The sequence below is a fragment of the Pseudomonas sp. VMV1 genome, assembly GCF_056790235.1.
In genome coordinates this window covers 20,957-39,500 of sequence record NZ_JBXGSE010000010.1, presented here as the reverse complement: position 1 = coordinate 39,500, position 18,544 = coordinate 20,957, and the positions used below count along the sequence as shown (strand labels likewise).

Annotated in this window: 32 protein-coding genes and 1 pseudogene; 16 read left to right on the top strand and 17 right to left on the bottom strand. The window is 62.7% G+C overall.

Annotation, left to right across the window (positions count from 1 at the left end; translation table 11 throughout):
* Positions 1-151 precede the first annotated feature (151 nt).
* From ACUCV0_RS21955 to ACUCV0_RS21900, 12 genes are all read left to right on the top strand, one after another.
* Positions 152-625: a hypothetical protein gene (locus ACUCV0_RS21955; protein ID WP_482213754.1), complete on the top strand. Its 474-nt coding sequence runs from the start codon at positions 152-154 to the stop codon at positions 623-625.
* The gene (locus ACUCV0_RS21950; protein ID WP_482213753.1) at positions 625-1,194 is read left to right on the top strand and encodes a hypothetical protein; all 570 of its coding nucleotides are present in this window, start codon (positions 625-627) and stop codon (positions 1,192-1,194) included. Before ACUCV0_RS21955 ends, ACUCV0_RS21950 begins: the two co-directional genes overlap by 1 nt.
* Positions 1,187-1,864 carry a hypothetical protein gene (locus ACUCV0_RS21945; protein ID WP_482213752.1) on the top strand — a complete coding sequence of 226 codons (678 nt, stop codon included), beginning with the start codon at positions 1,187-1,189 and terminating at the stop codon, positions 1,862-1,864. Before ACUCV0_RS21950 ends, ACUCV0_RS21945 begins: the two co-directional genes overlap by 8 nt.
* A gap of 7 nt (positions 1,865-1,871) precedes the next feature.
* Entirely contained in the window at positions 1,872-2,663 is a 792-nt protein-coding gene (locus tag ACUCV0_RS21940) for a hypothetical protein (protein ID WP_482213751.1), read from the top strand.
* A complete protein-coding gene (locus tag ACUCV0_RS21935) occupies positions 2,635-2,895 on the top strand; it encodes a hypothetical protein (RefSeq protein WP_482213750.1) in 261 nt (86 codons plus the stop codon). Before ACUCV0_RS21940 ends, ACUCV0_RS21935 begins: the two co-directional genes overlap by 29 nt.
* A 78-nt stretch (positions 2,896-2,973) precedes the next feature.
* The gene (locus ACUCV0_RS21930) at positions 2,974-3,294 is read left to right on the top strand and encodes a hypothetical protein (RefSeq protein ID WP_482213749.1); all 321 of its coding nucleotides are present in this window, start codon (positions 2,974-2,976) and stop codon (positions 3,292-3,294) included.
* 29 nt (positions 3,295-3,323) lie between these two features.
* A complete protein-coding gene (locus ACUCV0_RS21925; protein ID WP_482213748.1) occupies positions 3,324-4,031 on the top strand; it encodes a hypothetical protein in 708 nt (235 codons plus the stop codon).
* Entirely contained in the window at positions 4,024-4,221 is a 198-nt protein-coding gene (locus tag ACUCV0_RS21920; RefSeq protein WP_313416945.1) for a hypothetical protein, read from the top strand. Before ACUCV0_RS21925 ends, ACUCV0_RS21920 begins: the two co-directional genes overlap by 8 nt.
* Positions 4,218-4,691, top strand: coding sequence for a hypothetical protein (locus ACUCV0_RS21915; RefSeq protein ID WP_482213747.1), 474 nt, complete (start codon positions 4,218-4,220; stop codon positions 4,689-4,691). The genes ACUCV0_RS21920 and ACUCV0_RS21915 overlap by 4 nt, the downstream gene beginning before the upstream one ends.
* Positions 4,681-5,085 carry a hypothetical protein gene (locus ACUCV0_RS21910; RefSeq protein WP_482213746.1) on the top strand — a complete coding sequence of 135 codons (405 nt, stop codon included), beginning with the start codon at positions 4,681-4,683 and terminating at the stop codon, positions 5,083-5,085. The genes ACUCV0_RS21915 and ACUCV0_RS21910 overlap by 11 nt, the downstream gene beginning before the upstream one ends.
* The gene (locus tag ACUCV0_RS21905; RefSeq protein ID WP_482213745.1) at positions 5,082-5,450 is read left to right on the top strand and encodes a hypothetical protein; all 369 of its coding nucleotides are present in this window, start codon (positions 5,082-5,084) and stop codon (positions 5,448-5,450) included. Before ACUCV0_RS21910 ends, ACUCV0_RS21905 begins: the two co-directional genes overlap by 4 nt.
* 54 nt (positions 5,451-5,504) lie before the next feature.
* Positions 5,505-5,855: a hypothetical protein gene (locus ACUCV0_RS21900; protein WP_482213744.1), complete on the top strand. Its 351-nt coding sequence runs from the start codon at positions 5,505-5,507 to the stop codon at positions 5,853-5,855.
* Between the two features lie 292 nt (positions 5,856-6,147).
* Here the strand turns inward: ACUCV0_RS21900 and ACUCV0_RS21895 are convergent, their stop codons facing one another.
* The 6 genes from ACUCV0_RS21895 to ACUCV0_RS21870 form a co-directional block, all read right to left on the bottom strand.
* Complete coding sequence (locus ACUCV0_RS21895; protein ID WP_313416954.1) at positions 6,148-7,020, bottom strand: replication initiation protein; 873 nt, start codon at positions 7,018-7,020, stop codon at positions 6,148-6,150.
* Positions 7,021-7,298: 278 nt separating this feature from the next.
* Positions 7,299-7,520, bottom strand: a complete 222-nt coding sequence (locus ACUCV0_RS21890; protein ID WP_482213743.1) for a hypothetical protein — start codon at positions 7,518-7,520, stop codon at positions 7,299-7,301.
* 13 nt (positions 7,521-7,533) lie between these two features.
* Complete coding sequence (locus ACUCV0_RS21885; RefSeq protein WP_482213742.1) at positions 7,534-7,710, bottom strand: ribosome modulation factor; 177 nt, start codon at positions 7,708-7,710, stop codon at positions 7,534-7,536.
* A gap of 575 nt (positions 7,711-8,285) precedes the next feature.
* Positions 8,286-8,525: a hypothetical protein gene (locus tag ACUCV0_RS21880; RefSeq protein WP_482213741.1), complete on the bottom strand. Its 240-nt coding sequence runs from the start codon at positions 8,523-8,525 to the stop codon at positions 8,286-8,288.
* A gap of 55 nt (positions 8,526-8,580) precedes the next feature.
* Positions 8,581-8,883 (bottom strand): hypothetical protein, encoded by a 303-nt coding sequence (locus tag ACUCV0_RS21875; protein WP_482213740.1) that lies wholly within the window; start codon positions 8,881-8,883, stop codon positions 8,581-8,583.
* 3 nt (positions 8,884-8,886) lie between these two features.
* Positions 8,887-9,186 carry a hypothetical protein gene (locus ACUCV0_RS21870; RefSeq protein ID WP_482213739.1) on the bottom strand — a complete coding sequence of 100 codons (300 nt, stop codon included), beginning with the start codon at positions 9,184-9,186 and terminating at the stop codon, positions 8,887-8,889.
* A 138-nt stretch (positions 9,187-9,324) separates the two neighbouring features.
* On the opposite strand from ACUCV0_RS21870, the gene ACUCV0_RS21865 reads away from it, so the two are divergent.
* The 4 genes from ACUCV0_RS21865 (at position 9,325) to ACUCV0_RS21850 (ending at position 11,909) form a co-directional block, all read left to right on the top strand.
* Entirely contained in the window at positions 9,325-9,531 is a 207-nt protein-coding gene (locus ACUCV0_RS21865) for a hypothetical protein (RefSeq protein ID WP_482213738.1), read from the top strand.
* 209 nt (positions 9,532-9,740) lie between these two features.
* Positions 9,741-10,391, top strand: coding sequence for a division plane positioning ATPase MipZ (locus ACUCV0_RS21860; protein WP_482213737.1), 651 nt, complete (start codon positions 9,741-9,743; stop codon positions 10,389-10,391).
* A complete protein-coding gene (locus ACUCV0_RS21855) occupies positions 10,384-10,698 on the top strand; it encodes a hypothetical protein (protein ID WP_482213736.1) in 315 nt (104 codons plus the stop codon). Before ACUCV0_RS21860 ends, ACUCV0_RS21855 begins: the two co-directional genes overlap by 8 nt.
* Positions 10,699-10,784: 86 nt before the next feature.
* Positions 10,785-11,909: a site-specific integrase gene (locus ACUCV0_RS21850; protein ID WP_482213735.1), complete on the top strand. Its 1,125-nt coding sequence runs from the start codon at positions 10,785-10,787 to the stop codon at positions 11,907-11,909.
* Between the two features lie 3 nt (positions 11,910-11,912).
* Here ACUCV0_RS21850 and ACUCV0_RS21845 read toward each other — a convergent pair whose 3' ends face one another.
* The 11 genes and pseudogenes from ACUCV0_RS21845 to bet form a co-directional block, all read right to left on the bottom strand.
* A complete protein-coding gene (locus ACUCV0_RS21845) occupies positions 11,913-12,566 on the bottom strand; it encodes a hypothetical protein (RefSeq protein ID WP_482213734.1) in 654 nt (217 codons plus the stop codon).
* Positions 12,567-12,630: 64 nt separating this feature from the next.
* Entirely contained in the window at positions 12,631-12,951 is a 321-nt protein-coding gene (locus tag ACUCV0_RS21840; protein WP_482213733.1) for a hypothetical protein, read from the bottom strand.
* Positions 12,948-13,256, bottom strand: a complete 309-nt coding sequence (locus ACUCV0_RS21835; RefSeq protein ID WP_482213732.1) for a hypothetical protein — start codon at positions 13,254-13,256, stop codon at positions 12,948-12,950. The genes ACUCV0_RS21840 and ACUCV0_RS21835 overlap by 4 nt, the downstream gene beginning before the upstream one ends.
* Positions 13,253-13,615, bottom strand: coding sequence for a hypothetical protein (locus tag ACUCV0_RS21830; protein WP_482213731.1), 363 nt, complete (start codon positions 13,613-13,615; stop codon positions 13,253-13,255). Before ACUCV0_RS21830 ends, ACUCV0_RS21835 begins: the two co-directional genes overlap by 4 nt.
* Entirely contained in the window at positions 13,615-13,890 is a 276-nt protein-coding gene (locus tag ACUCV0_RS21825) for a DNA translocase FtsK (RefSeq protein ID WP_482213763.1), read from the bottom strand. The genes ACUCV0_RS21830 and ACUCV0_RS21825 overlap by 1 nt, the downstream gene beginning before the upstream one ends.
* 45 nt (positions 13,891-13,935) lie before the next feature.
* Positions 13,936-14,853, bottom strand: a pseudogene (locus ACUCV0_RS21820) (recombination-associated protein RdgC); the annotation flags it as partial.
* 2 nt (positions 14,854-14,855) lie between these two features.
* The gene (locus ACUCV0_RS21815) at positions 14,856-15,335 is read right to left on the bottom strand and encodes a hypothetical protein (RefSeq protein ID WP_482213730.1); all 480 of its coding nucleotides are present in this window, start codon (positions 15,333-15,335) and stop codon (positions 14,856-14,858) included.
* 16 nt (positions 15,336-15,351) lie between these two features.
* Entirely contained in the window at positions 15,352-15,909 is a 558-nt protein-coding gene (gene ssb, locus ACUCV0_RS21810; RefSeq protein WP_482213729.1) for a single-stranded DNA-binding protein, read from the bottom strand.
* Between the two features lie 54 nt (positions 15,910-15,963).
* Complete coding sequence (locus ACUCV0_RS21805; RefSeq protein ID WP_482213728.1) at positions 15,964-16,815, bottom strand: hypothetical protein; 852 nt, start codon at positions 16,813-16,815, stop codon at positions 15,964-15,966.
* A 24-nt stretch (positions 16,816-16,839) separates the two neighbouring features.
* The gene (locus ACUCV0_RS21800; RefSeq protein WP_482213727.1) at positions 16,840-17,472 is read right to left on the bottom strand and encodes a hypothetical protein; all 633 of its coding nucleotides are present in this window, start codon (positions 17,470-17,472) and stop codon (positions 16,840-16,842) included.
* Entirely contained in the window at positions 17,469-18,527 is a 1,059-nt protein-coding gene (gene bet / locus ACUCV0_RS21795; protein ID WP_482213726.1) for a phage recombination protein Bet, read from the bottom strand. Before bet ends, ACUCV0_RS21800 begins: the two co-directional genes overlap by 4 nt.
* Positions 18,528-18,544 lie beyond the last annotated feature (17 nt).

The window sequence follows — 18,544 nt, the reverse complement described above, 5'->3', positions numbered from 1 at the left end:
CACCGGTAAAACCTATTCATCAAAATAGGCCTTACTGAAGAGCAGACCGGTAGTTCGGGGCTTCGAGCGTCGGCTGACTTGGGAAAGTTGCGAAGTGTGGAGGGCTCGGCAAATCCCATGATACGGGTATCAACCTACATGGGAGGTCAGCATGACCGTTTCCAACGAATCCTATCTCTCCGAATCGCTCGACAGCGTCATGGCGCTGGGTGACAAGGACATCAACTCCGACGCCTTCATGGTCATCGACGGCTATGAGCAAGAACGCTTTCTGTTCAAGCAGTTTCCCTGGCCGGTTCTGACCCCGGAGGGCAACGTCGAGGTGCCGATGCCCATGGGCCTCAAGCACCACCAGCCGGCCCAGATCAATATCGCCCAGGAAGGCGCGGTAACCATGATGGAAACCAAGGCCGGCCACATCAAGGCGATGCTGCACAAGATCAACGAGCAAGGCGGCCGTTTCAACGCTCGCGTCTACCGGGGCACCTACGAGAACCCCTCCGACACCGCCCGTATCACACTCGCCTTCCTGCGCGTCGAGCCGATGGACCGCGACATCGAGAACCGCACCCAGGTCTCCCAGTGGAGCGGCACCATGTACTACCACTACGTCGGTAAGGCGTAATGCGCTGCTCCGAGCTGGTTGCCGCGTATCTGGCCGAGTTGCCCCTGGGCAACGTGCTGACGGAGGGGCAGGTCACCCGCCACCTCAAGAATGCCATTCGGTTCTACTGCGGCTATGCCACGCTCGTGCACGCGCCCAGCGCCTTTGAACAGCTCCAGGCGCAGGAGCGCGTGGCGGAGGAGGCTCATCGAGACCTTCCGCCGCCCGTCATCGTCCCGGTCACCGACTTCCTGAGCTACGCGCTCAAGGGCGTCGAGGATCGGTGCGATCCGGGGCCCCAGGTATCCCAGTGGCCAGCGCCGGGCACCGAGGTGCATACGCCCATCGACGCCACCAACGGTTTCTCCGGTAGCCAGGACTTTGACCTGACGCCCAGTGAATACGCGCTGATTTGGCCCCTCTTCCGCCTCTACATCGAGCTGGAGAATGCCACCGCCCTGGAATCGTCGCGCGGCATGGGAGCCGAGATCTACGGACGCACCACCGGTGAGATCCAGGTCGAGATCGGCCAGGTCGAGGAGCGCATGGAGCGCCTGGCCTACCGGTTCGAGGTGATCACGATTGAGTAGCATCTTTAGCCGGCTCGCCAACCAGGTGGGGCAGAACTACCTGACCGCCCTGGGCCAGGCCTCGCCGCTGATCAAATTCGGGACCGACCTGATCAGCCAGAAGCTGACCAGCTCGGTGCGCGCTGGCGACCGTGCCCTTTTCGGCGGCCTGTCCGAGAAGAACTGGCGCGCGATGGCCGATGAGTTCATGTCCATCGACCGGGCCAAGGCCAATCTCTACCACGTCAACGTCACCAACCTGCAAACCGGCACCGCTCCGGCGATGAACATGTTCATCGTGGACTTCGGGGTATCCCCCTTCACCGTGCGCGGTGAGTCGGTAGCGGTCGGCGCCGGCAGCTTCGACCGGGTGGATGGCGTGGAAGCCGTCCAGCTGCGCCTGACGACGATGGACGATGTCGGCGGTTCGGTGAAGACCTGGTTCAAGACCTTGAAGCGCGCGATGGCGCCAGGGGACGGGACGGTAGGCCTACCGCTCTCCTACCTGGTGCGGATCACCATCACCCATGCGTTCATCAGCGAGAAGTCCGAGAACGCCGGCCGCGCCTTCGTAGAGAGCTACGTGGTGCGGCCGCAGAACATCGAATACGAGGGCTCGCGCCGCCAGGACGGCATGCAGGAGCTGCAACTGTCCTTCGTCCAGTTCGACACCTTCACCAACCTCGTATAGGCCCGCCATGCGCCGATTTACCCCCTATCGCACGCCCAGGATCAACGTCGATATCGCTGAGCTCGACTATGGCAACGCTATCGACCTGGCCCAATGGTCTCCGAGCCTCTACGAGGCACGCCTGACGACGTTCCTCCGCATGGTGGTTCGCCATCCTGACCCGATCCGTGAGAGGACCGTCACCGACCCCCGCCAGTGGACGGTGCAGGAGCGTCACGCGGTGCAGGCCCACTACATCGCCCACACCTATCCCGAGTTCGATTTTCAGGTGGGCGAGAATGCTCGGTTCTCCCAGTACCTGCACCAGTCGGTGCGAACGGCCGAGGACATCCCCCTGGGTCCCATCGCCGGTGATGAGTGGACCCTGCGTCCGCTGTTGGGCATGCACGCCGAAGCGATCGAGCGGCTCATTCTCGGGCGCCGCATTCCGGGCAAGCAGGCTGGCTGGATCTCCGGCGCCTTGGCTTGCCAGCTGGTGGCCAGCGATGAGACCGAGGCGGGATTCTTGCGCGACAGCAAGCTACCCACCGATCCGCTCGAAACGCTGCCTGATGCCCAGGTGGACGAGTGGGTGTTTCGCCGCGTCGAGGTCTTCAAGCGCTTCGCCCAAAGCGACCTCTCCGACATGCTGCGGGCCTTCCTGCTGGGCTGCGAGCAGCAGCAGCACCTGGTGCGCATCAACTTCAACGATCAGGGGCCGGTACTGGTGTCGGAGGTGCCGGGCGTGGGCCCGGCGCGATTTCCATTATCCAACCTGTTCGAAGGAATCATTGCCCGGCTACTTGCGGTCGCTGATTAACCGCCGCGCTGAGCTGATGCTGCACTTCGGCCAGCCGTTCGACGTGGCCAGCCGCATCCCATTGTCGGAAGGCGATCGCCTGATGGAGTCCCAGGCCTTCAAGGTCTGGCAGGACGGCAAGGGTGTGGAGTCGGCGAATGTGGTCGCCCTGGCCGGCCGGCTGGACGCCATCATCACCAGCATCGGCAACCTGGGCGAAACCATGGCCAGGATCGTCTCCCGCCGGCGCTGAGGGCTTCGGAAAGCCGCGCGCGGGGTGCTAGCGCGCGGCCATCACAATCCGGCGAAATCACCTGAGCCGGAGCCTTCCATGGGCAATCTCAAGCACCTCTTTCTCCTGATCCGTTCCCTCTTCGACCAAGGCGCCTGGCTGCTGATGCTGCCGGCGGCGCTCGCACTCATCTACATCGATCCCGCCATGGCGCAGACCATTGGCCAGTGGGTGCTGGTGCCCCTGGTGCTGGCGGGGCTCACGATCATCATCACCCGCGTCATGTTCCCCCAGGTATCCATCGCCTGGCTGGTCACGGAGATCCGCCAGGGCAACGTGGCGGCCGGCCTGCTGGCGGCGGCGTTGGTGCTCTTCGTGGGACTGGTCTTCCTGGGGATGGTGCTATGGGTCCGCGCCTAATCCAGCCCCTGGTCAGCTGGCTGCTGGCGGTGATCGGCATTCTGGGCGTGGCGGCAGTGATGCTGTTCGTGCCCACGATTGCCCATGCCGCCGAGGTGCCGGCCGCAGCGAAGCCGCTGCTGCCCATTCTGGCCCAGCAGCAGCGCCTGATTTGGCCGGACGCACCCTCTCCCGAGGTGCTGGCCGGCCAGATCGAGCAGGAATCCTGCATCACGGTGACCCACTCGAAATGCTGGAACCCGCGCGCGGAGCTCAAGACCAAGCGCGAGAACGGCATCGGGCTGGGCCAGTTCACGCGAGCCTATCGCGCGGACGGCTCGATCCGCTTCGACAAGATCACCGAGTTGGCCAGCACCTATCCCTCCCTCAAGGGCTGGGGCTGGTCGAACCGCTACGACGGCCGCTACCAGCTGACCGCCCTGGTGGAAATGGACAAGGGCATCTTTCAGCGGCAGAAGGGCGCCGCCACCGACCGGGACCGCTGGAGCTTTACCTTTTCAGGCTACAACGGCGGAGAGTCCGGCGTGCTCCAGGACCGTCGGCTTTGCGCCAACACGCGCGGGTGCGACCCCTCCCGCTGGGATGGCCACGTCGCCCTTCACAGCCTGAAAGCACGGCGTCCATCGCCAGGCTATGGCAAGTCATTTTTCGCGATCAACCGCGAATATGTCACCAACATCCTCGACGTTCGCAGCCATAAATACCGACCCTATTTCAGAGACTCGCCCAATGGCTGACGCACAAAACGAGGCCGTGCGCCTCGCGCTGATTGAGCTGCGGCTCACGGCGATTGAAGAGCGGGAAAAGGGCTACATCACCAAGGAGCAATTCTTTCCCGTCAAGTTGCTGGTGTTCGGCGCCACCGGCCTGATCCTCTCGGGCGTCTTTACCGCCCTGGTCACCCTAGTCGTTAAGGGATCCCCATGAACAAATACATCAACCGTCTCGTCCCCCCCTATGTCTTCTGGCCAGTGCTCTGCCTCTGCGCAGCGGTCAGCATGGCCCTGGTGGTGGTGGTCATGTTGGTCAGCGGCAGTGACCCCTTCACGGTCCGCAATCTGGGCACCCAGGACCTGACCGGCCAGCCCCGCGAGCAGTTTCACGTGGGCGAAGTGGTCGTTGTCAGGCGCCAGGTCTGCACCTCCAGAGAGGTGGCGCTGGGCTTCTACCCTGGACTGCGCAGTGCCGAGGGGGTGCTGTTCGCCCTCCCCTCGGGCGCCACTCATTTCAAGGAGGGCTGCCGCGAGACGCTCTATGGCTTCGAGCTGCCCAGGAACCTGCTGCCGGGCATCTACACCTACCAGAACATGGTGCAGTACCAGACCAACTGGGTCGGCCGTGACGAGCAGAACGTCTATCCCCCGCTGAAATTTGAGGTGGTCGCCAATGCTCGCTGATCTCTCCGTCGCCGCCCGTGCGGTGATCGTCGCCCTGGTCCTGGTGGTTGTCGCCGCTGCCGCCTACAAGGTGGCGGACCTTGCCGTCTCGAACCACTACCTCGCCCAGGTAGCCGATCAGCAGACCCAGCTGACGCGTCTGGCGCTGGATAAGGGCACCCTTACCGGCCAGGTCGGCGACCTCAAGCTGGCGGTTGCCCAGCAGACCGCCGCAGCAGATTTGGCTGAGGAGAAAACTCGCAGCGCCGAGGCGCAGCAGGCCTTGGCCAAGGCGCAGGCCGGTTCCCAGGCCAAGCAGAGTCAGGTGCGCATCGCCGCCCTGGAGCAGGCGCTGGCCAACGCCCAGTCCACCCTCCACGACATGATGAGACAGAACTGGGAGACCCAGCCATGAGGGACGCTTTCAACTATCGCCGCCGGTTCGTATTCGGCGGCTTGGCCCTGGCATGTAGCTTGGCCCTGGGCGCGTCGCTCTCGGCGTGCAGCTCGACCGTGCAGGAGCCCGGCGGGGTCAAACCGATTGATGTCGTCTCCCAGAAGGTGGTGGTCAGCAAGCCCTGCGTGAAAGAGGCCCCTCCCCGCCCGATCTATCGCTGGGGGCGCGGGCAGTACCCAGCAAGCGACAAGGAAGCCGGCGCCATCCTGATGGCCGACCGTGAGCAAGCCGTGCAGTACGGGCTCGCGTGGGAGGCCGCGACCGTCGGGTGCATCCAGACCCAGAGCGTGCTGTCGCCGGCTTCGGAAAGTCAGCCGCCGTAGGCCTGGCCCCTGCCATTACCGTAGTGGCACACCCTCCCCTATTCGAGACTCTCCATGATCACCACCACCACCGTCGCGCTCGTCGCCCTGCTGCTGATGTCTCTGCTGCTGATGGTGAGCATGCGCCAGAATCAGCGACTGCGGCGGGATGCCTACCGGAGCGAGGCGATGCTGGCCTGGCGGACTGATGAGGTCCAAGCGTGGCAGTCGATGGCACGCCGCGCCCTGGGCCGGCTGAACGTTGCGGCGTATGGCCAGAGTGACCGTGGCGAGCTGATTGCTGATACCCAGACCCTGCGAATCGAGATGCGGGATCTGTGTCTGCGCTCCGAATTTCGCAGCCGCACGGCGCCAGAAGTGGCAGATGCTCTACAGTCCGCTCCCAGCATGACGTGCAACGGCTAGGATAGCCGTCTACGGGAGATTATCGCTCTCCCACGAAAAAGCCGCCTCATGGGCGGCTTTCTCTTGATCAGGCAAAAAGTAGATGTCAACTAGGCCGACTACGCGAGTTGGCTATTTCGGCAGTATTTCGGCATTTGGCAGGATAGATGGGTTGTCCGAAGCACTGAGCGGTATCGTCTGTCATACGGGTGATGGGTGATGTCATTCGGAAGACCAGTGACCCATGACGAATGAAGGGTTATGGGTGACATCATCCGTATGATGCAAGACATCCCACGTACTACAGGTGACTTCATGCGTCTGCTGTACGCAGGCGGACGTTCAGGCGCAGCATCGCTGCCTCCCGGCTCTCGCCTGGCCTGGCCAGTTCGCTGAGCTGCTGTTCGGTTACCAGCCGCTTGCGGCCACGGCGCTTCGGCGGTGGAACGATGATCTCGCCCAGGTCGAGAAAACCTAGCTGCTCTGGTTCTTGCTTGACCGGCTTGGATTTCTGGCTGATGTCGAACAGGAGACCCTCAACGCTTTTTCCGGCCTTCACCGGCTCCATCATCACGTTGATAGGCGACAGGTCGTTGATCTCCTTGAGCGCCGGATCCAAGACGCGGCGCTTGAACTCGTAGTATTCCGGGTACTTGTCCTGGAGCTCGAACATCACTCGCAGCTCCGATAAGGGAATCTCCACCGACCCCGCAGCGCGCCATTGGCGCATCAGCTCGTAGAGGCGGATCGAGTAGGTGCTGCTCATCTTGAGCACGTCTGCCAGCTCGTAATACGTGAACTGCTTGTTCAGTTCCGAGAGGTAGGGCAGCAGTACCTTGGGAAACTGGATGCCGATGATGCCGCCCTTTTTCGACAGCTTGATGGCCTGGGCCCAGTTGGTGATCACCACGTCATCGAGCGGATCGCCTTGGGGGCCGTCGGTGAGGCGCACCTCCTTGCGCTTGAGGCCTTCGGCGGCGCGTTTGAGCTCTGCGTAGGCCGAGGTGGCCGATATGCCGGAGAGGCGAATGATGTCGGCCGTGGTGACCGTGTAGAAGATCTCGTCGCTGGCCGGCGCGTCCTTGGGTATCTGCGCCAGGCAGCACAGCAGCACCCGCTGTTCCTGGAGCGATAGCGTGTAGGGCGCTGTCACCAGGGTGTTTGATTTGCGGACGTACTGCCTCATGGGAAATTGCACCAATTCTGTACGGTGAAAAACGGGGCTTTTATGGCCTGAAACCTGCGCTGCTGCTGGGTTTTCGACTTACTCACAGGCTGTTTTCCCTTTTATAGCTTTACTAACTTTAAAAGCTTTCGGACCTCTACAGCCCAGTAGCGGCGCGGCTTCCAGCGGTTTAAACCGTACAGATTTGGTGTCTCGACCGTACAGATTTGGTGCTTCAACCGGAGGGATTTGGTGCTTGCACCGTACAGATTTGGTGCTGCCCTCGATTTCGCCAATTCCTAAGGCTCGTAATCAATTTTCGGCTTGTTATCGGGCGGCGGTAGGAGGTTGTCATCGTCGATCATGCGCATGAGGAAGTCGTACTCCTCCTGAGTAATCCAGCCATCTTTCAGAAGTTGCCGCACCTCCACTCGAAGCAATTTCCTCATCGGCTCGGACAAGCGCAGCTGTCGCAGGCTGATGATCTTCTTGACCAGTTCTTGAAATTCGAAACTACCCATACCGATTTCGTCCTCATTCGTCTTCAAGCAAGCGCAGGCGGCGCTCAGCGACGCTCCAGCCATCGACCCAGTCTATCCCTGCCAACGAGTTATCTGGATAGGGACAGGTATCTCCTAGGCCCGCTAGATACGCTGCATAACCCTGTTGCCAGGCTTTCGAAGCATGGTGGTTCGTGATGGGTCTATTCATGGCGGCTCAGGGATGAACTATCATCCTCAATACTGGACATATAAACAGTATAGGAGGACCTCGCCATGCCCGCTTGCCATTCGCAGTTCTATTGCCATACCCAACTTGACCGGCCCGATGGGGAAAATGACATGTTGGGCTATGGGTCGCCAGACGAAGTTGAGCGACTGCACATCGCCCTGGCCAATCGAAACACCCTCATTGGCCGACTCTCCTACCAGGTGGAAGACGCCCAGCTCACCGCCAATGGGTTACGCGAGTGGGTCCATAGGCTGACCACCGAGAACACCAGGCTGCGCCAGCAGCTTGGCCTCAAATCCCTGAATCCTCCCCACTTGCCCCCACGCTACCCAGACAGCGCTCTGGCAAAGGCATTGAGTAGTCCGGTTCGGACCAGTGTTGACCAGGGCGATTACTACACGCCGTTGCCCAAGCCCCCTACAGATCTACCTGAGTCATTGCCCCGAGTTAGGTAGTGACTTAATCGTCATTCAACTTAAGCGTTGCTATGCGGAGTCAAGGCCCAGCGGGGCGGCGCCCAGACGCTTATTTCGCGTCCGGGCGCGTGTTTCGGGTCAGAATTTGTTATCAGCTACGTCCTTGAGCGCCTTTGAAATATCGGGAATTGCTTGCTTCGGAGCGCCTTTCTGCCGACCTAATACATAAACGCGAGCCTGCGCCGGTGCTTGACCACCAAGGGCCGGACTAAGAGCTGCTGCTACTACGGTCAGAAGCTTCCACCCTTCAGCTAGTGCCTTGTTTACATCCTCGACGTTGTAAAGCTCTCTGACTTCATCGACTTCTTGCATCTGCATGGTGTCACCTTGGGTCGAAGCCGGCGGCGCCGGCGGGGCTGCCCCTGCGGGCAGGTTAATCCTGGGCGTCGCGCCGGGCTTCTTCGTCCAGCTCTGCATCAAACTGGCGCTGACGCTCAATCTGATAGTTGGCCAGCTGGCTGCCTAGGTCCAGGAAGTCGGGGTCGTTCTCGCCGTGCTGGTGGTAGGCCCGCATGAGCGCGAACGCGATCGCCAGGTTCTCGCTATCAAGCTGGGTCAGCTGGTTGCCCAGGTTGAATGGCCAGTCGTCGCAGTTGTATAGGTGAAGGACCAGGGCCTGTAGGCGGTCCTGGCGCAGAATGGTGCTGCGATGGATCAGGAATGGTGACTCTTCCATGGATCAGGACTCCTGGGTGGCGGCTGTTTTGGCTTGCTCTTCCGCTTCGCGCTTAGCGTTGTACCGCTGAATTAAACGTATCGCCCGCTCAAGCGATGCGAGAGCCCAATCCGGGCACGGTAGTGCGGTCTTCGCATCGACACTTGCAAGCCACGCCCGGATGGTTCGTTCAGAACAAGGTGCGTTGCCGGCTTTGATGAGGTTAGCAGCCTCGTGCTGCTTGATATCGTGCTCATCAAGCAGCTGGCGGAACCTGAGCCGATTCGTATCCCGGCGCAGCCTCTCCTCTCGTGCAGTAGACATAGGGCTCCATTAGGCAGAACTGCCTATCGATCACTTAGGCAGGTCTGCCTCTCTGGTGTCGATAATAGGCAGGCCTGCCTAGGTGCACAATAGGCAGGTCTGCCTATTTGACCTTGATCCTTGACTCCCGAAACGGTCGTGACGCCCTTAGTGCAGAACCCCAAGTGGAAGCGCTGGAGTCGTGACAACACCATTGGCGGTGAACTCACTCACTTGGATGCCCTAATGCGTAAACACCTTCCTGAAATCATCGCCCTGCTGATCCTGGCGGCTCTGCAACCAACCCACGCGCCCACGCCTACCTTCCAATCATCGGTGCAGGTCTCGGTCACGGTCCAGCGCTGAGTATCCGAAAGCGTAGTAACTCGCTCAGGCTTTGCGTGGGTAGCCAGCGTGAACTGGATCACTGTCGTCCGTATGACGTCATCTGCATGATTGATGACGTCATGGGTAATGCTTCATGCTTAATACATCTCGCAGGGGGCGGCGTGAGGCTTCATCTGTCATACGTCATCCATCCTGCGTCACATGTAGTACGTCATGGATAGGAAGTCATGGGACAGATAACGATCGTTGGCTGCAACAAAGGCGGCGCCACCAAGACCACCACCTGCATACAGATAGCAGTGAAGATGGCCCATCTGGGGCTCGACTTCATCGTGGTGAACGCGGACAAGCAGAAGTCGCTCCCCGACTTCATCCAGTACCGCAACGAGGAAAAAATTGAGCCGCGCATCCCGATGGTGGAGGCGCGTGGCGACATCGCCATGGCACTGTTCGACATGGCCAAGAAGTACCAGCACGTGCTGGTGGATGTGGCCGGCCGGAACAGCGAAGAGCTCGTAACGGGCATGCTCGTGGCCGACCAGGTGATAGCGCCGCACCAGTCCAGCCAGTTCGACATGGACACCATGAAAGAGCTATCGGCCCAGGCACGCGCTGCTCGCCTGCACAACAAGCGCCTGCGCGTCCGCTGCTACCAGTCGATGGCGAGCACTCACCCCCATCTATCCAAGCGCGAGCGCGAGGACTTCGTCAGCTTCATCAAGGAGCTGCCCGAACTGGAGTACCTCGACGCCATTGCCTGCTATCGCCAGGTCTACCGGGATAGCGCCGCCCAGGGAAAGGGTGTGCTGGAGGCGAACGACGACAAGGCACGTGCCGAGGTCGAAGCGCTGTATGCGGAGGTGTTCGGTAATGCGTAAGCCCGGTAACTCCAAGCCTCAAGAACTGCCCGCTGAGGATCGCCTGCCGCCGGATCCCGCAATCTCTCAGGCGCTGGCCAAGACGTTGGCCAATCGCGAGTACGGCCAGGACAATCCGGCGCCGGAAGAGCCAGAAGGGCCAGAAGGCCGCGAGCGGATCACCATCACCCTCCCAGCGTTCATGCTCCAGCAGCTGACCGACGAGGCGTACCAGAACAAGCGCAAGAAGACCAATGGGCACAAGGCCGTCAGCCACATCATTGAGGAAAAGCTGCGCGAGGCGGGCTATGGAAAGGCCCAGGAATGACGTCATCCGTATGACGTAATACCCATGACGTCACCTGAATGATGTCATGGGTCATTCTTCACCTGTCTTGTTTCATGGAGTAGCAGATGGCAACCAAGCGCCTGCGCGGCCGGTCTTGGGAATACGTCGTGCGCCGCAAGGGGCTGCTGGAGCGGCCCGTGTCGCTGAGCTTCGCGACTGAGGAGGTGGGTGACGCTGTCGTCGCTGCTATTGAGGCAGGCCTGGCTGAGGGCGTGATCCATCCGATCCTGCGCGATCGCCTGACACCACCGCTGACGCTCTCTCGGCTCATCGAGGAGTACCAGGAGGCGGTAGCGGTATCGGAGTCTGACCCGCCGCTGCTTGCGGCCATCGCGCGGCAGCACGGCCGGCGAGCCATCACCGAGCTTGACCATGGGTGGCTCGATGGCTGGATCCTGGTAATGAAGCGCGAGCGCGGCTTAGCACCGGTGACCATCCGGCACTACGTTGGGGCCCTGGGCCGGGCGATGGACTGGGCGGTTCGCCGCAAGCGGCTAGCAGCCAATCCGGTTCGGGAGCTGCCCAGGCGCTATGCCACCTACAACGAAGCTGATCGCCAGGCGCTGGCCCAGCGAAACCTGCCGCCGATAGAGGAGGGCGTCCGTGACCGGCGCCTGGCCGGCGAGGAGGAACAGGCCGTGCGCGAGATCCTGGACCGCGAGACGCCAACCGGCCGCCAGCGCCCCCTGCGTCTGGAGCATCGGGAGGATCTCCTGGCCGTGTTCGACCTGGCGCTGGAAACCGCTATGCGACTGCGCGAGATCTACACGCTCACGCCGGATCAGGTGAGCCTGGCCAGGCGTACCGTCTACCTGGACCGAACCAAGAACGGGGACACCCGACAGGTGCCGCTATCGACTGTCGCGGTGCGTGTGCTCCAGGGCTGCATCGAGCGCCACGCAGGGGAGGGCGATGATCCGCTGTTTCCGTGGTGGTCAGGAGCGCGTGCGACCAAAGAGCTGAAACGGGTCTCGGCGCTACTCTCGCGCCAGTTCGCGCGGATATTCGATGCCGCCGAGTGCAGCGACTTCCATTTCCATGACTGCCGGCACGAAGCGACCTGCCGCTACTTCGAGCGGACGAACATGGACATGATGGTGATCGCGCGGATAACCGGGCACCGAAACGTCAATACGCTGCGGCGTTATCTTTCGCTGAGAGGGAGTGATTTGGCAGAGCGGCTCTGGTAGCCGCTATGCCGCTTCAACGTTGAGCTGTGCGGGCAGCTCCAGCTTGGAAATGATCACCAAGTGGTGGGCATGATCCTGCTCACCACCCCAAGCCACTGCGCGTAGGGCCTGAATATCTGTTTCCTGCCGCAGCTGTACCAGCTCCGTGGAAATCAGATGGTAGTGATAAACGAACAGTTGCAGCCCCAGTGCGCGCGACATCTGGGTCAGCCAGAACCGCTGACCTTCGTTGGTCTGCTGGTTGTCGCTGACAAGAACGTCGTAATTCTCCAGCAGGTAGTCGAAGAATACCGCGCGAGCGAGTTGGTGCAGTACCGCCTCATGCTGGAACGCAGTTGAGCGCCAAACAAGGACTTGGGTAGCCGGACGATGGTTCAAGTCCATGTAACCCGTCACAATCACCTGGTTGTAGTAGGCGACGCGCTGGGTGGTATCGCACAGCAACGCCACCTCGAACCGCTCATGAGCGCCCGGCTCCAAACGGTTGTCGATACGCACCAGGCGATACCCGGCAGGGACTTCGTGGGCCAGCAATGGAGCAAGATCGATAGGATGCGGCGCAGCATTCAGCTCGCCATAGAGCCGCTCATTGCCTTCATCGAGCTCATAACGATCGAACTCGTGGGCGACGTCTTGAGGGACGAGAAGCGTCGGCATGGAAGGGCCTGCAAGAAATTGCGGTAATGGATTGCAGATTACTGACATCCGAAGCGGGTGACAACTACAGATTGTAAGTATCGTCAACCATTATCTGTAGGTCGCGCCGCGCCTCGATGCGTCGGCGGATCTCAGGGTTGATCCCACGCGCCTTCGCGCCAGCCTCGTCCACTCGATCCTGGCGCCGGGCATTGGTGCGCCGATGGCAGATCACGCAATAGCGGGTGCTGGTGTAGCGCCAGATGTGCGAGCTGTCGCCGGCGCATGAGCCCTGGGCGAAATAGACCGGGCGGCCCTGAACGACTGCCTCTTCGCGATTGATCTTCGTCTCGACGGAGATGGTGGGCAGGTAGGGGTCGCCGTTATTGAAGGCGGGCTTGATCACGGCCGACCCTCCTTGGCACGCAGGTACTCGATGTAGGCACCGGTGCCGCCCAGTGCTTCGACCATGGCGCGGGCACCGGTGGCTTCGGCTTGGATCTCCAACTGGCGGACGGCGTAGCGACTTTCAGCTGCCCAGCGATCCGCCGGCGCCCACAAGAGCTGGCCGGCCAGTAGCAGGATGCTCGCCAGCGCTCCAAACCCCAGCATGGCCACGCGGGTTTCCATCGTGGCGGGCAAGCGATAGGCCTGCCAGCAGAGGCCGCCGAGGCAAAGGGAGAGGAGGGTGCAGACGAGCATGATATTCACGGGGTGGGCTCCAGGACGAACGCGAGGCGGACACAGGGCGGATTGAGGATCGCCGGCAAGCCTTTGCGGCCGTATCGGTCATCCCAGTGATGCGAAAATAGCGCCCAGCTGGCGAAGCCCTCGGCCGCTATTTCCGAATCGTCCATGTCCTCCAGGTGCACGTCCTGGGCGCTGCCGACGGTGGCGATGCCGATCGCGGCCGTCTTGCCGAAAGGGAGAGCCTCGACCAGCTGGATGCGCTGCCCGACGAGGCCGCTGGCGCCGAGCGCCTGAGCCTCGGCCGCTGGCAGCCGGTGGACGGTCTTGCGACCGTCTCGAACTGCCTGCGCCTGCTCGGTGGCCAGCAGCAGGATGGCCATCAGCCGATCACCTCGCGGGAGCCGTTGGAATTCATCGGCGAGACGATGCCCATCTGTTCCAGCGCCTCGATCATCGCCGCCGCCCGGTTGTAGCCGATCTTGAGCTTGCGCTGGAGCGCACTGACGCTGGCGCGGCGACTATCTCGCACGACGGTGATCGCCTCGCCCAGAAGTGCATCCTGCTCGCCCAGGCCGCCGCCGGCGGACAGCTCTTCCTTGGCGGCCTGCTGGGCGGCGTTGGCGCTGAACGCATCCAGCTGGACCTCGGCGCGCACTACGCGCGTCTCGCGCTGCACCGGCTGGGTTGCTGGCTCATCACCCAGACCCTGGGGAATCTCCTCACCGCCCAGAGCCTCGATCAGCTGCGGCACGAACTGCTCGAAGGTCAGGCACATGAGGGCGAAGCTGGCGTCGAACTGGCCGGCCGCCTCGTCGCCGCCGTCCTGCTCGGCCTGCTCCTGGAGCAGGTCCTCGAACTTGAGGCGGGTAATCGCCAGGTCGTCCGCCAGGTGGAAGGCCAGCTTGTCCTCCCAGGCCAGCATCAGTCGCGTCACCAACTTGCCGGCCTCCAGGTGGTTCTGGATCTCCTCGGCGGTGAGGTCCTGATTCTTGCAGCGCACGATGCCGCCGCCTTCGCTGACGTCGCGCAGCTCGCACTCATCAAGCAGCAGCAGGCCGTGGGTGGCATCGCCCGCCTTGACCCAGTCGGTGAAGGTGGCCATCGGGGCTTGCTTGACCCCTACCGGCCGCACCGGCAGCGAGCCCAGGGCGTCGCGCAGGGTAGATAGCAGGTCTTCGGCGGCGCGTGGGCTGCCGGCGTTCACCGCGATCATCCCCAGGGCGGGCAGGATGGCGGCGTAGGTGGTTTTGCGCGTCGGCGGAGTGTGCGGGAGCATGGCCATGACAATCTCGTCCTTGAGCTGCTCCTTCTCCTTCTTGTAGACCTTGCGCAACTGCTCCTTCTCGATGGCGTCCACCTTGTCCTGGAGCGCGTCCTTGATGGCGCCGGTATTGAGCTTGCGCTCCTCACGGCGGCAGGCCACCAGCAGGTTGCCGGCAACGGCGTGCACCAGGGCGACGCCATGCTTGCCGAGCGGCGGGATGAAACCGTAGGTGGACAGCTCCTGGGATCCGCACGGGCGGGCGGGCTTGCTGGCCAGCGCTGCCTCCAGGGCGTCGGGCTCGAACTCGACCGGCTGGGTCAGGCGGTACAGGCGGAGGCTATTGAACCAGCACATGCTCAGGCCCCCATCTTGTAGGTGGAGATCAGGGCGCCCAGCAGATCGGTTTCCACCTGCATTTCAGCGGCGGCCTGCTCGGAGGTCTTGCCACGGCGCAGGTGCTCGCGGGCATCGCGTAGCAGGCGCCAGTGCTTCATCAGCTCGCGGCAGAAGTCTTCTTGCGGCTCGGGGACCCAATTGACCCAGGCGCAGGCGCCGTTCTTGTAGCCCAGGATGCGGGCCAGTTCGTGCTCGGGCACCACGGCGAACAGCTCATCGGCGGCCAGGCGCAAGCGGCTGCGGTGGCGCCGGCGCACCGGGCGGCCAATGGGCTCGCGGCGGGCGGGGTGGGGGACGTACTCGCTGGAATCAGCCTCGGCGACCGGGCCGTGTGCGGCCTCGAAATTTTCGGTCAGGTTGGCCAGCAATTCGCGGGCAGCGTTGCGGCCGGCGATGGTGTGGGGGGCGTTGGCGAAGTGCTCGATGGAATGCGTGCTCATCGGGGTTCGGTGTCCGTCAGCAGATGATCAGTTCGTTTTGCAGGCGCATGAACGGGATGTCGTCGTACTCGCCGTGGCCGCCCGGCTGCGGGGCCTGCTGCTGAGGGCGTGACGGCTGGCGGTTGCCAGCGTGGTTCTGCGGGCGACCGTTCTGCTGGGGCCGCCCGTTCGGATTGCCCTGCTGCTGGCGCGGCGCGTTCTGGTTACCCTGCTGCTGGCCATCGCCTGGCCGGCCGCCAAGCAGCTGCATGTTGCCGTCACGGTCCACGACCACCTCGGTGGTGTAGCGGTCCTGGCCATCCTGGCCCTGCCACTTGCGAGTGCGCAGCTTGCCCTCGACGTAGAGCTGGCTGCCCTTAGAGGCGTACTGGCTGACCACCTCCGCCAGCGGTCCGATGAAGACCACGCGGTGCCACTCGGTGCGGTCCTGCTGCTGGCCGGTCTGCTTGTCCTTCCAGGACTCGGTGGTGGCCAGGGTGATGTTGGTAACGGGCGTCTCGTTGGGCATGTAGCGGAGTTCGGGGTCTCCGCCCAGGTTGCCGACGAGGATGACCTTGTTGATTCCACGTGCCATGGGGCTGGATCTCTAAAGAGGCCCCGGCGAACCGGGGCAGGGTGAGCGGATGGACTACTTGGCGCGGGAGGCGACGCTGGGGGTCTTGGTCAGCTTGACGCCGGGCATGGCGAAGGCTTCCTTGAAGGCCTTGGCCTGCTTGTCGATGAACTTGGTGTCGGCGGCGATCGCCTGGAGCGGGGCGGCATTGCGTGCGCGCTTGTTCACCAGGGCCATCAGCTTGTTGGCGTCGCCTTCGGCCTCGTCGGCCAGCAGACCGCACGCCACCGACAGCGCCAGCTCTTTCAGGTCGATGACCTCGGCGCCGAAGGTCCAGCGGGTGGAGACACCAGCCACCTTGGTCGAGGCGACAGGGGCGGGCGCAGCTACCACGGAGGCGGCTTGCTCGCGCAGGGCTTCGGCGCGCTCGACCTTGCCGGACACCTCGGCTCTCTCGGCCTTGCGCTCCAGCGCCTCCTGCTCCTTGCGGGCCTTTTCCTGCTGGCGGGCCTCCTCCTCACGCCGCTCGTTGTCCAGGCGGGTCTGGCATTCGAGGATGGCGTTCTTGAGGCTGTTCTCTACCTCAGCCAGCGCGGCCAGTGGGGCGGCGACGTAGTCCATGACCTTCTTTTTCGCGTCGTCGAACGGCTTGGTGACTTGCAGCCGCTGCTCATTGATCGACTTGGTCATGCCCTTGATGCGCTGGAGCTGGTCACCGGCGATTTGCAGGTCACCTGCCGTCTGGATGACCAGCTGGCTGGCGGTCTGGGACTCGATGGCCACCCGCTGGAGCAGGGCGACGGTTTCCGGCAGCAGATCGGCCTGGATGATGATGGGGAAGACGCCGGCGCCGGCGGCCAGGCCCAGGGCCTCGGTGGCGCTGACGGGGGTGGCGGTTTCGACGTTCAGGTTCATGACTTCTTGCATGGTGACTCTCCTTGATGGTCTCGCTCAGGCGGCGAGTTGCTTGTAGAACTTGTGGTGGAGTTGCTGGAACCGGTACAGGCGCAGGCAGGCGTTGAAGTCGTGCAAGTCGCTAGCAGCGGTGTAGGGGATCAGATCGAACGTGCCATCCTTGCCCAGGCGCAGGCCGTAGCGCTCTACGATGTGGTCGCGCTTGACCGGCCGGTGGGCGTTCTCGGCTGCCAGGTAGGCAGCGGTTTGAGGGCCGGTGGTCGGCATGACGGTGACGCAGCTTTTCACGTCCAGCACCGCGAGCTTGGCCTTGGGTTTCCCATGCAGGACCAACTCCATGTCCAAGGTGCCGGCGTACTTGAGCACCGGGTGAAAGGTCCGCTTCTCGTTGGCGATGAACTCGGGCTTCATCCGGTCGCAGAAGGTCATGAAGGCCTCCAGGTAGCCGTAGTGGTCTTCGTCCACCGTGTTCCAGTCCAACCGGTCCTGGGCGATCAGTTCCACCGCGCGGTGCACGTGGGTGCCGCGCCGGGCGGCAGCGTCCAGGATCTCCCTAGGCACGTCGCCGTAGCTCGACAGCGGGGCCAGAACCGAGGTGACGCCCGGAATCAGCTCGCCGTCGAGCCGGTAGCTGTGGCTGGCTTCGTCAAAGGTCAGGACCTGGCTCATGCAGCGGCCTTGGCCTTGCCTTCGGCGAACGCCATCAGGTCGTTGATCAGGGAGCCGGCGAGGTCTTCCAGCTTCTGGGCGTTGTAGCGGGCCAGCAGATCGGCCTCGGCGATGTTGGTGCTCTCCAGGCGCTTGCGCAGCAGACGCACCTGGCGCTCGGTGATGCGGGGGCCGTCATCGGCGACCGGCGCGGCGGCTGCCTTGGCCTGGTTGCGGGCCTTGCCCCTGCTGGCCGGCTTTTCCGGTTCCTGCTGCGGGGTTTCGTCGGCGGCCTGAAAGTCCCCGTCGATGGGGGCGGCCTCGCGCAGGGGCTGCGGTCCTTCCGACTCGGGATCGATGCCGCCCTGGGCGGTGATGTCGCGGGCGTTGACCACCCAGTCCTTGCCTTCCAGTTCCTCGAACGTAGGCTCACTGCCCAGTAGTTCCGGCCAGGCCTTGCGCAGTGCCTGGGCCTCGGTGCATTTGGCGAGCTGGCCACGACTGCGCCGGCGCCACATGTCGTTGGGCTCTTCGGACTGGTAGCCCTTGGTCGCGTAGTTCTCTTCCCAGTATTCCAGCGCGGTAAAGGCGCAGCGCTGGCCGTCGATCATCTTGTAGACGGTGATTTCGCAATATTCGGGAAAAGAATAGGTGACGGTGCGGGCTTGCTCGAAGCCCTGCTCATCACGGTAAGGGACCGTTAAGGTCCGCTCTTGCATTTCCCCATAAATTGGCCGGTCGATGCCGGCATAGGAGCCAGAGCGGCTGGCCTGCACCCGATACAGGCCGATACCAGGCAGCACTACATCGCGCTTTACATACGAGGTCTTGGGTTTGTCGTTCGGGCGATTGGCCGGCGGTGGCGTGACGACCTTGACGCTCATCTCAACCAGATGCACGGGCTTGAGCATGATGTCGAGCCCGCGTGCCTTGCAGTAATCCCACGCCATTAGAGCGCTGGCATCCGAAGCGCCGGGGAACAAGCTATTACGAATAGTGGACCACGCGGCTTCTGTAATGCCGCGCTCGGCCAAATTGGGGTTTTGCTGCTGCCAGGCAGTTATCTGCGTGGTCATGGTAGCCTCCGATTGTG

Coding starts and splice junctions, on each gene's coding strand:
- ACUCV0_RS21885 (WP_482213742.1), bottom strand. CDS start 7,710: ATGAATAGACCCATCACGAACCACCATGCTTCGAAAGCCTGGCAACAG.
- ACUCV0_RS21870 (WP_482213739.1), bottom strand. CDS start 9,186: ATGTCTACTGCACGAGAGGAGAGGCTGCGCCGGGATACGAATCGGCTC.
- ACUCV0_RS21950 (WP_482213753.1), top strand. CDS start 625: ATGCGCTGCTCCGAGCTGGTTGCCGCGTATCTGGCCGAGTTGCCCCTG.
- ACUCV0_RS21880 (WP_482213741.1), bottom strand. CDS start 8,525: ATGCAGATGCAAGAAGTCGATGAAGTCAGAGAGCTTTACAACGTCGAG.
- ACUCV0_RS21955 (WP_482213754.1), top strand. CDS start 152: ATGACCGTTTCCAACGAATCCTATCTCTCCGAATCGCTCGACAGCGTC.
- ACUCV0_RS21920 (WP_313416945.1), top strand. CDS start 4,024: ATGGCTGACGCACAAAACGAGGCCGTGCGCCTCGCGCTGATTGAGCTG.
- ACUCV0_RS21900 (WP_482213744.1), top strand. CDS start 5,505: ATGATCACCACCACCACCGTCGCGCTCGTCGCCCTGCTGCTGATGTCT.
- ACUCV0_RS21815 (WP_482213730.1), bottom strand. CDS start 15,335: ATGAGCACGCATTCCATCGAGCACTTCGCCAACGCCCCCCACACCATC.
- ACUCV0_RS21855 (WP_482213736.1), top strand. CDS start 10,384: ATGCGTAAGCCCGGTAACTCCAAGCCTCAAGAACTGCCCGCTGAGGAT.
- ACUCV0_RS21915 (WP_482213747.1), top strand. CDS start 4,218: ATGAACAAATACATCAACCGTCTCGTCCCCCCCTATGTCTTCTGGCCA.
- ACUCV0_RS21845 (WP_482213734.1), bottom strand. CDS start 12,566: ATGCCGACGCTTCTCGTCCCTCAAGACGTCGCCCACGAGTTCGATCGT.
- ACUCV0_RS21895 (WP_313416954.1), bottom strand. CDS start 7,020: ATGAGGCAGTACGTCCGCAAATCAAACACCCTGGTGACAGCGCCCTAC.
- ACUCV0_RS21860 (WP_482213737.1), top strand. CDS start 9,741: ATGGGACAGATAACGATCGTTGGCTGCAACAAAGGCGGCGCCACCAAG.
- ACUCV0_RS21875 (WP_482213740.1), bottom strand. CDS start 8,883: ATGGAAGAGTCACCATTCCTGATCCATCGCAGCACCATTCTGCGCCAG.
- ACUCV0_RS21805 (WP_482213728.1), bottom strand. CDS start 16,815: ATGCAAGAAGTCATGAACCTGAACGTCGAAACCGCCACCCCCGTCAGC.
- ACUCV0_RS21930 (WP_482213749.1), top strand. CDS start 2,974: ATGGGCAATCTCAAGCACCTCTTTCTCCTGATCCGTTCCCTCTTCGAC.
- ACUCV0_RS21940 (WP_482213751.1), top strand. CDS start 1,872: ATGCGCCGATTTACCCCCTATCGCACGCCCAGGATCAACGTCGATATC.
- ACUCV0_RS21905 (WP_482213745.1), top strand. CDS start 5,082: ATGAGGGACGCTTTCAACTATCGCCGCCGGTTCGTATTCGGCGGCTTG.
- bet (WP_482213726.1), bottom strand. CDS start 18,527: ATGACCACGCAGATAACTGCCTGGCAGCAGCAAAACCCCAATTTGGCC.
- ACUCV0_RS21830 (WP_482213731.1), bottom strand. CDS start 13,615: ATGGCCATCCTGCTGCTGGCCACCGAGCAGGCGCAGGCAGTTCGAGAC.
- ACUCV0_RS21890 (WP_482213743.1), bottom strand. CDS start 7,520: ATGGGTAGTTTCGAATTTCAAGAACTGGTCAAGAAGATCATCAGCCTG.
- ssb (WP_482213729.1), bottom strand. CDS start 15,909: ATGGCACGTGGAATCAACAAGGTCATCCTCGTCGGCAACCTGGGCGGA.
- ACUCV0_RS21800 (WP_482213727.1), bottom strand. CDS start 17,472: ATGAGCCAGGTCCTGACCTTTGACGAAGCCAGCCACAGCTACCGGCTC.
- ACUCV0_RS21910 (WP_482213746.1), top strand. CDS start 4,681: ATGCTCGCTGATCTCTCCGTCGCCGCCCGTGCGGTGATCGTCGCCCTG.
- ACUCV0_RS21850 (WP_482213735.1), top strand. CDS start 10,785: ATGGCAACCAAGCGCCTGCGCGGCCGGTCTTGGGAATACGTCGTGCGC.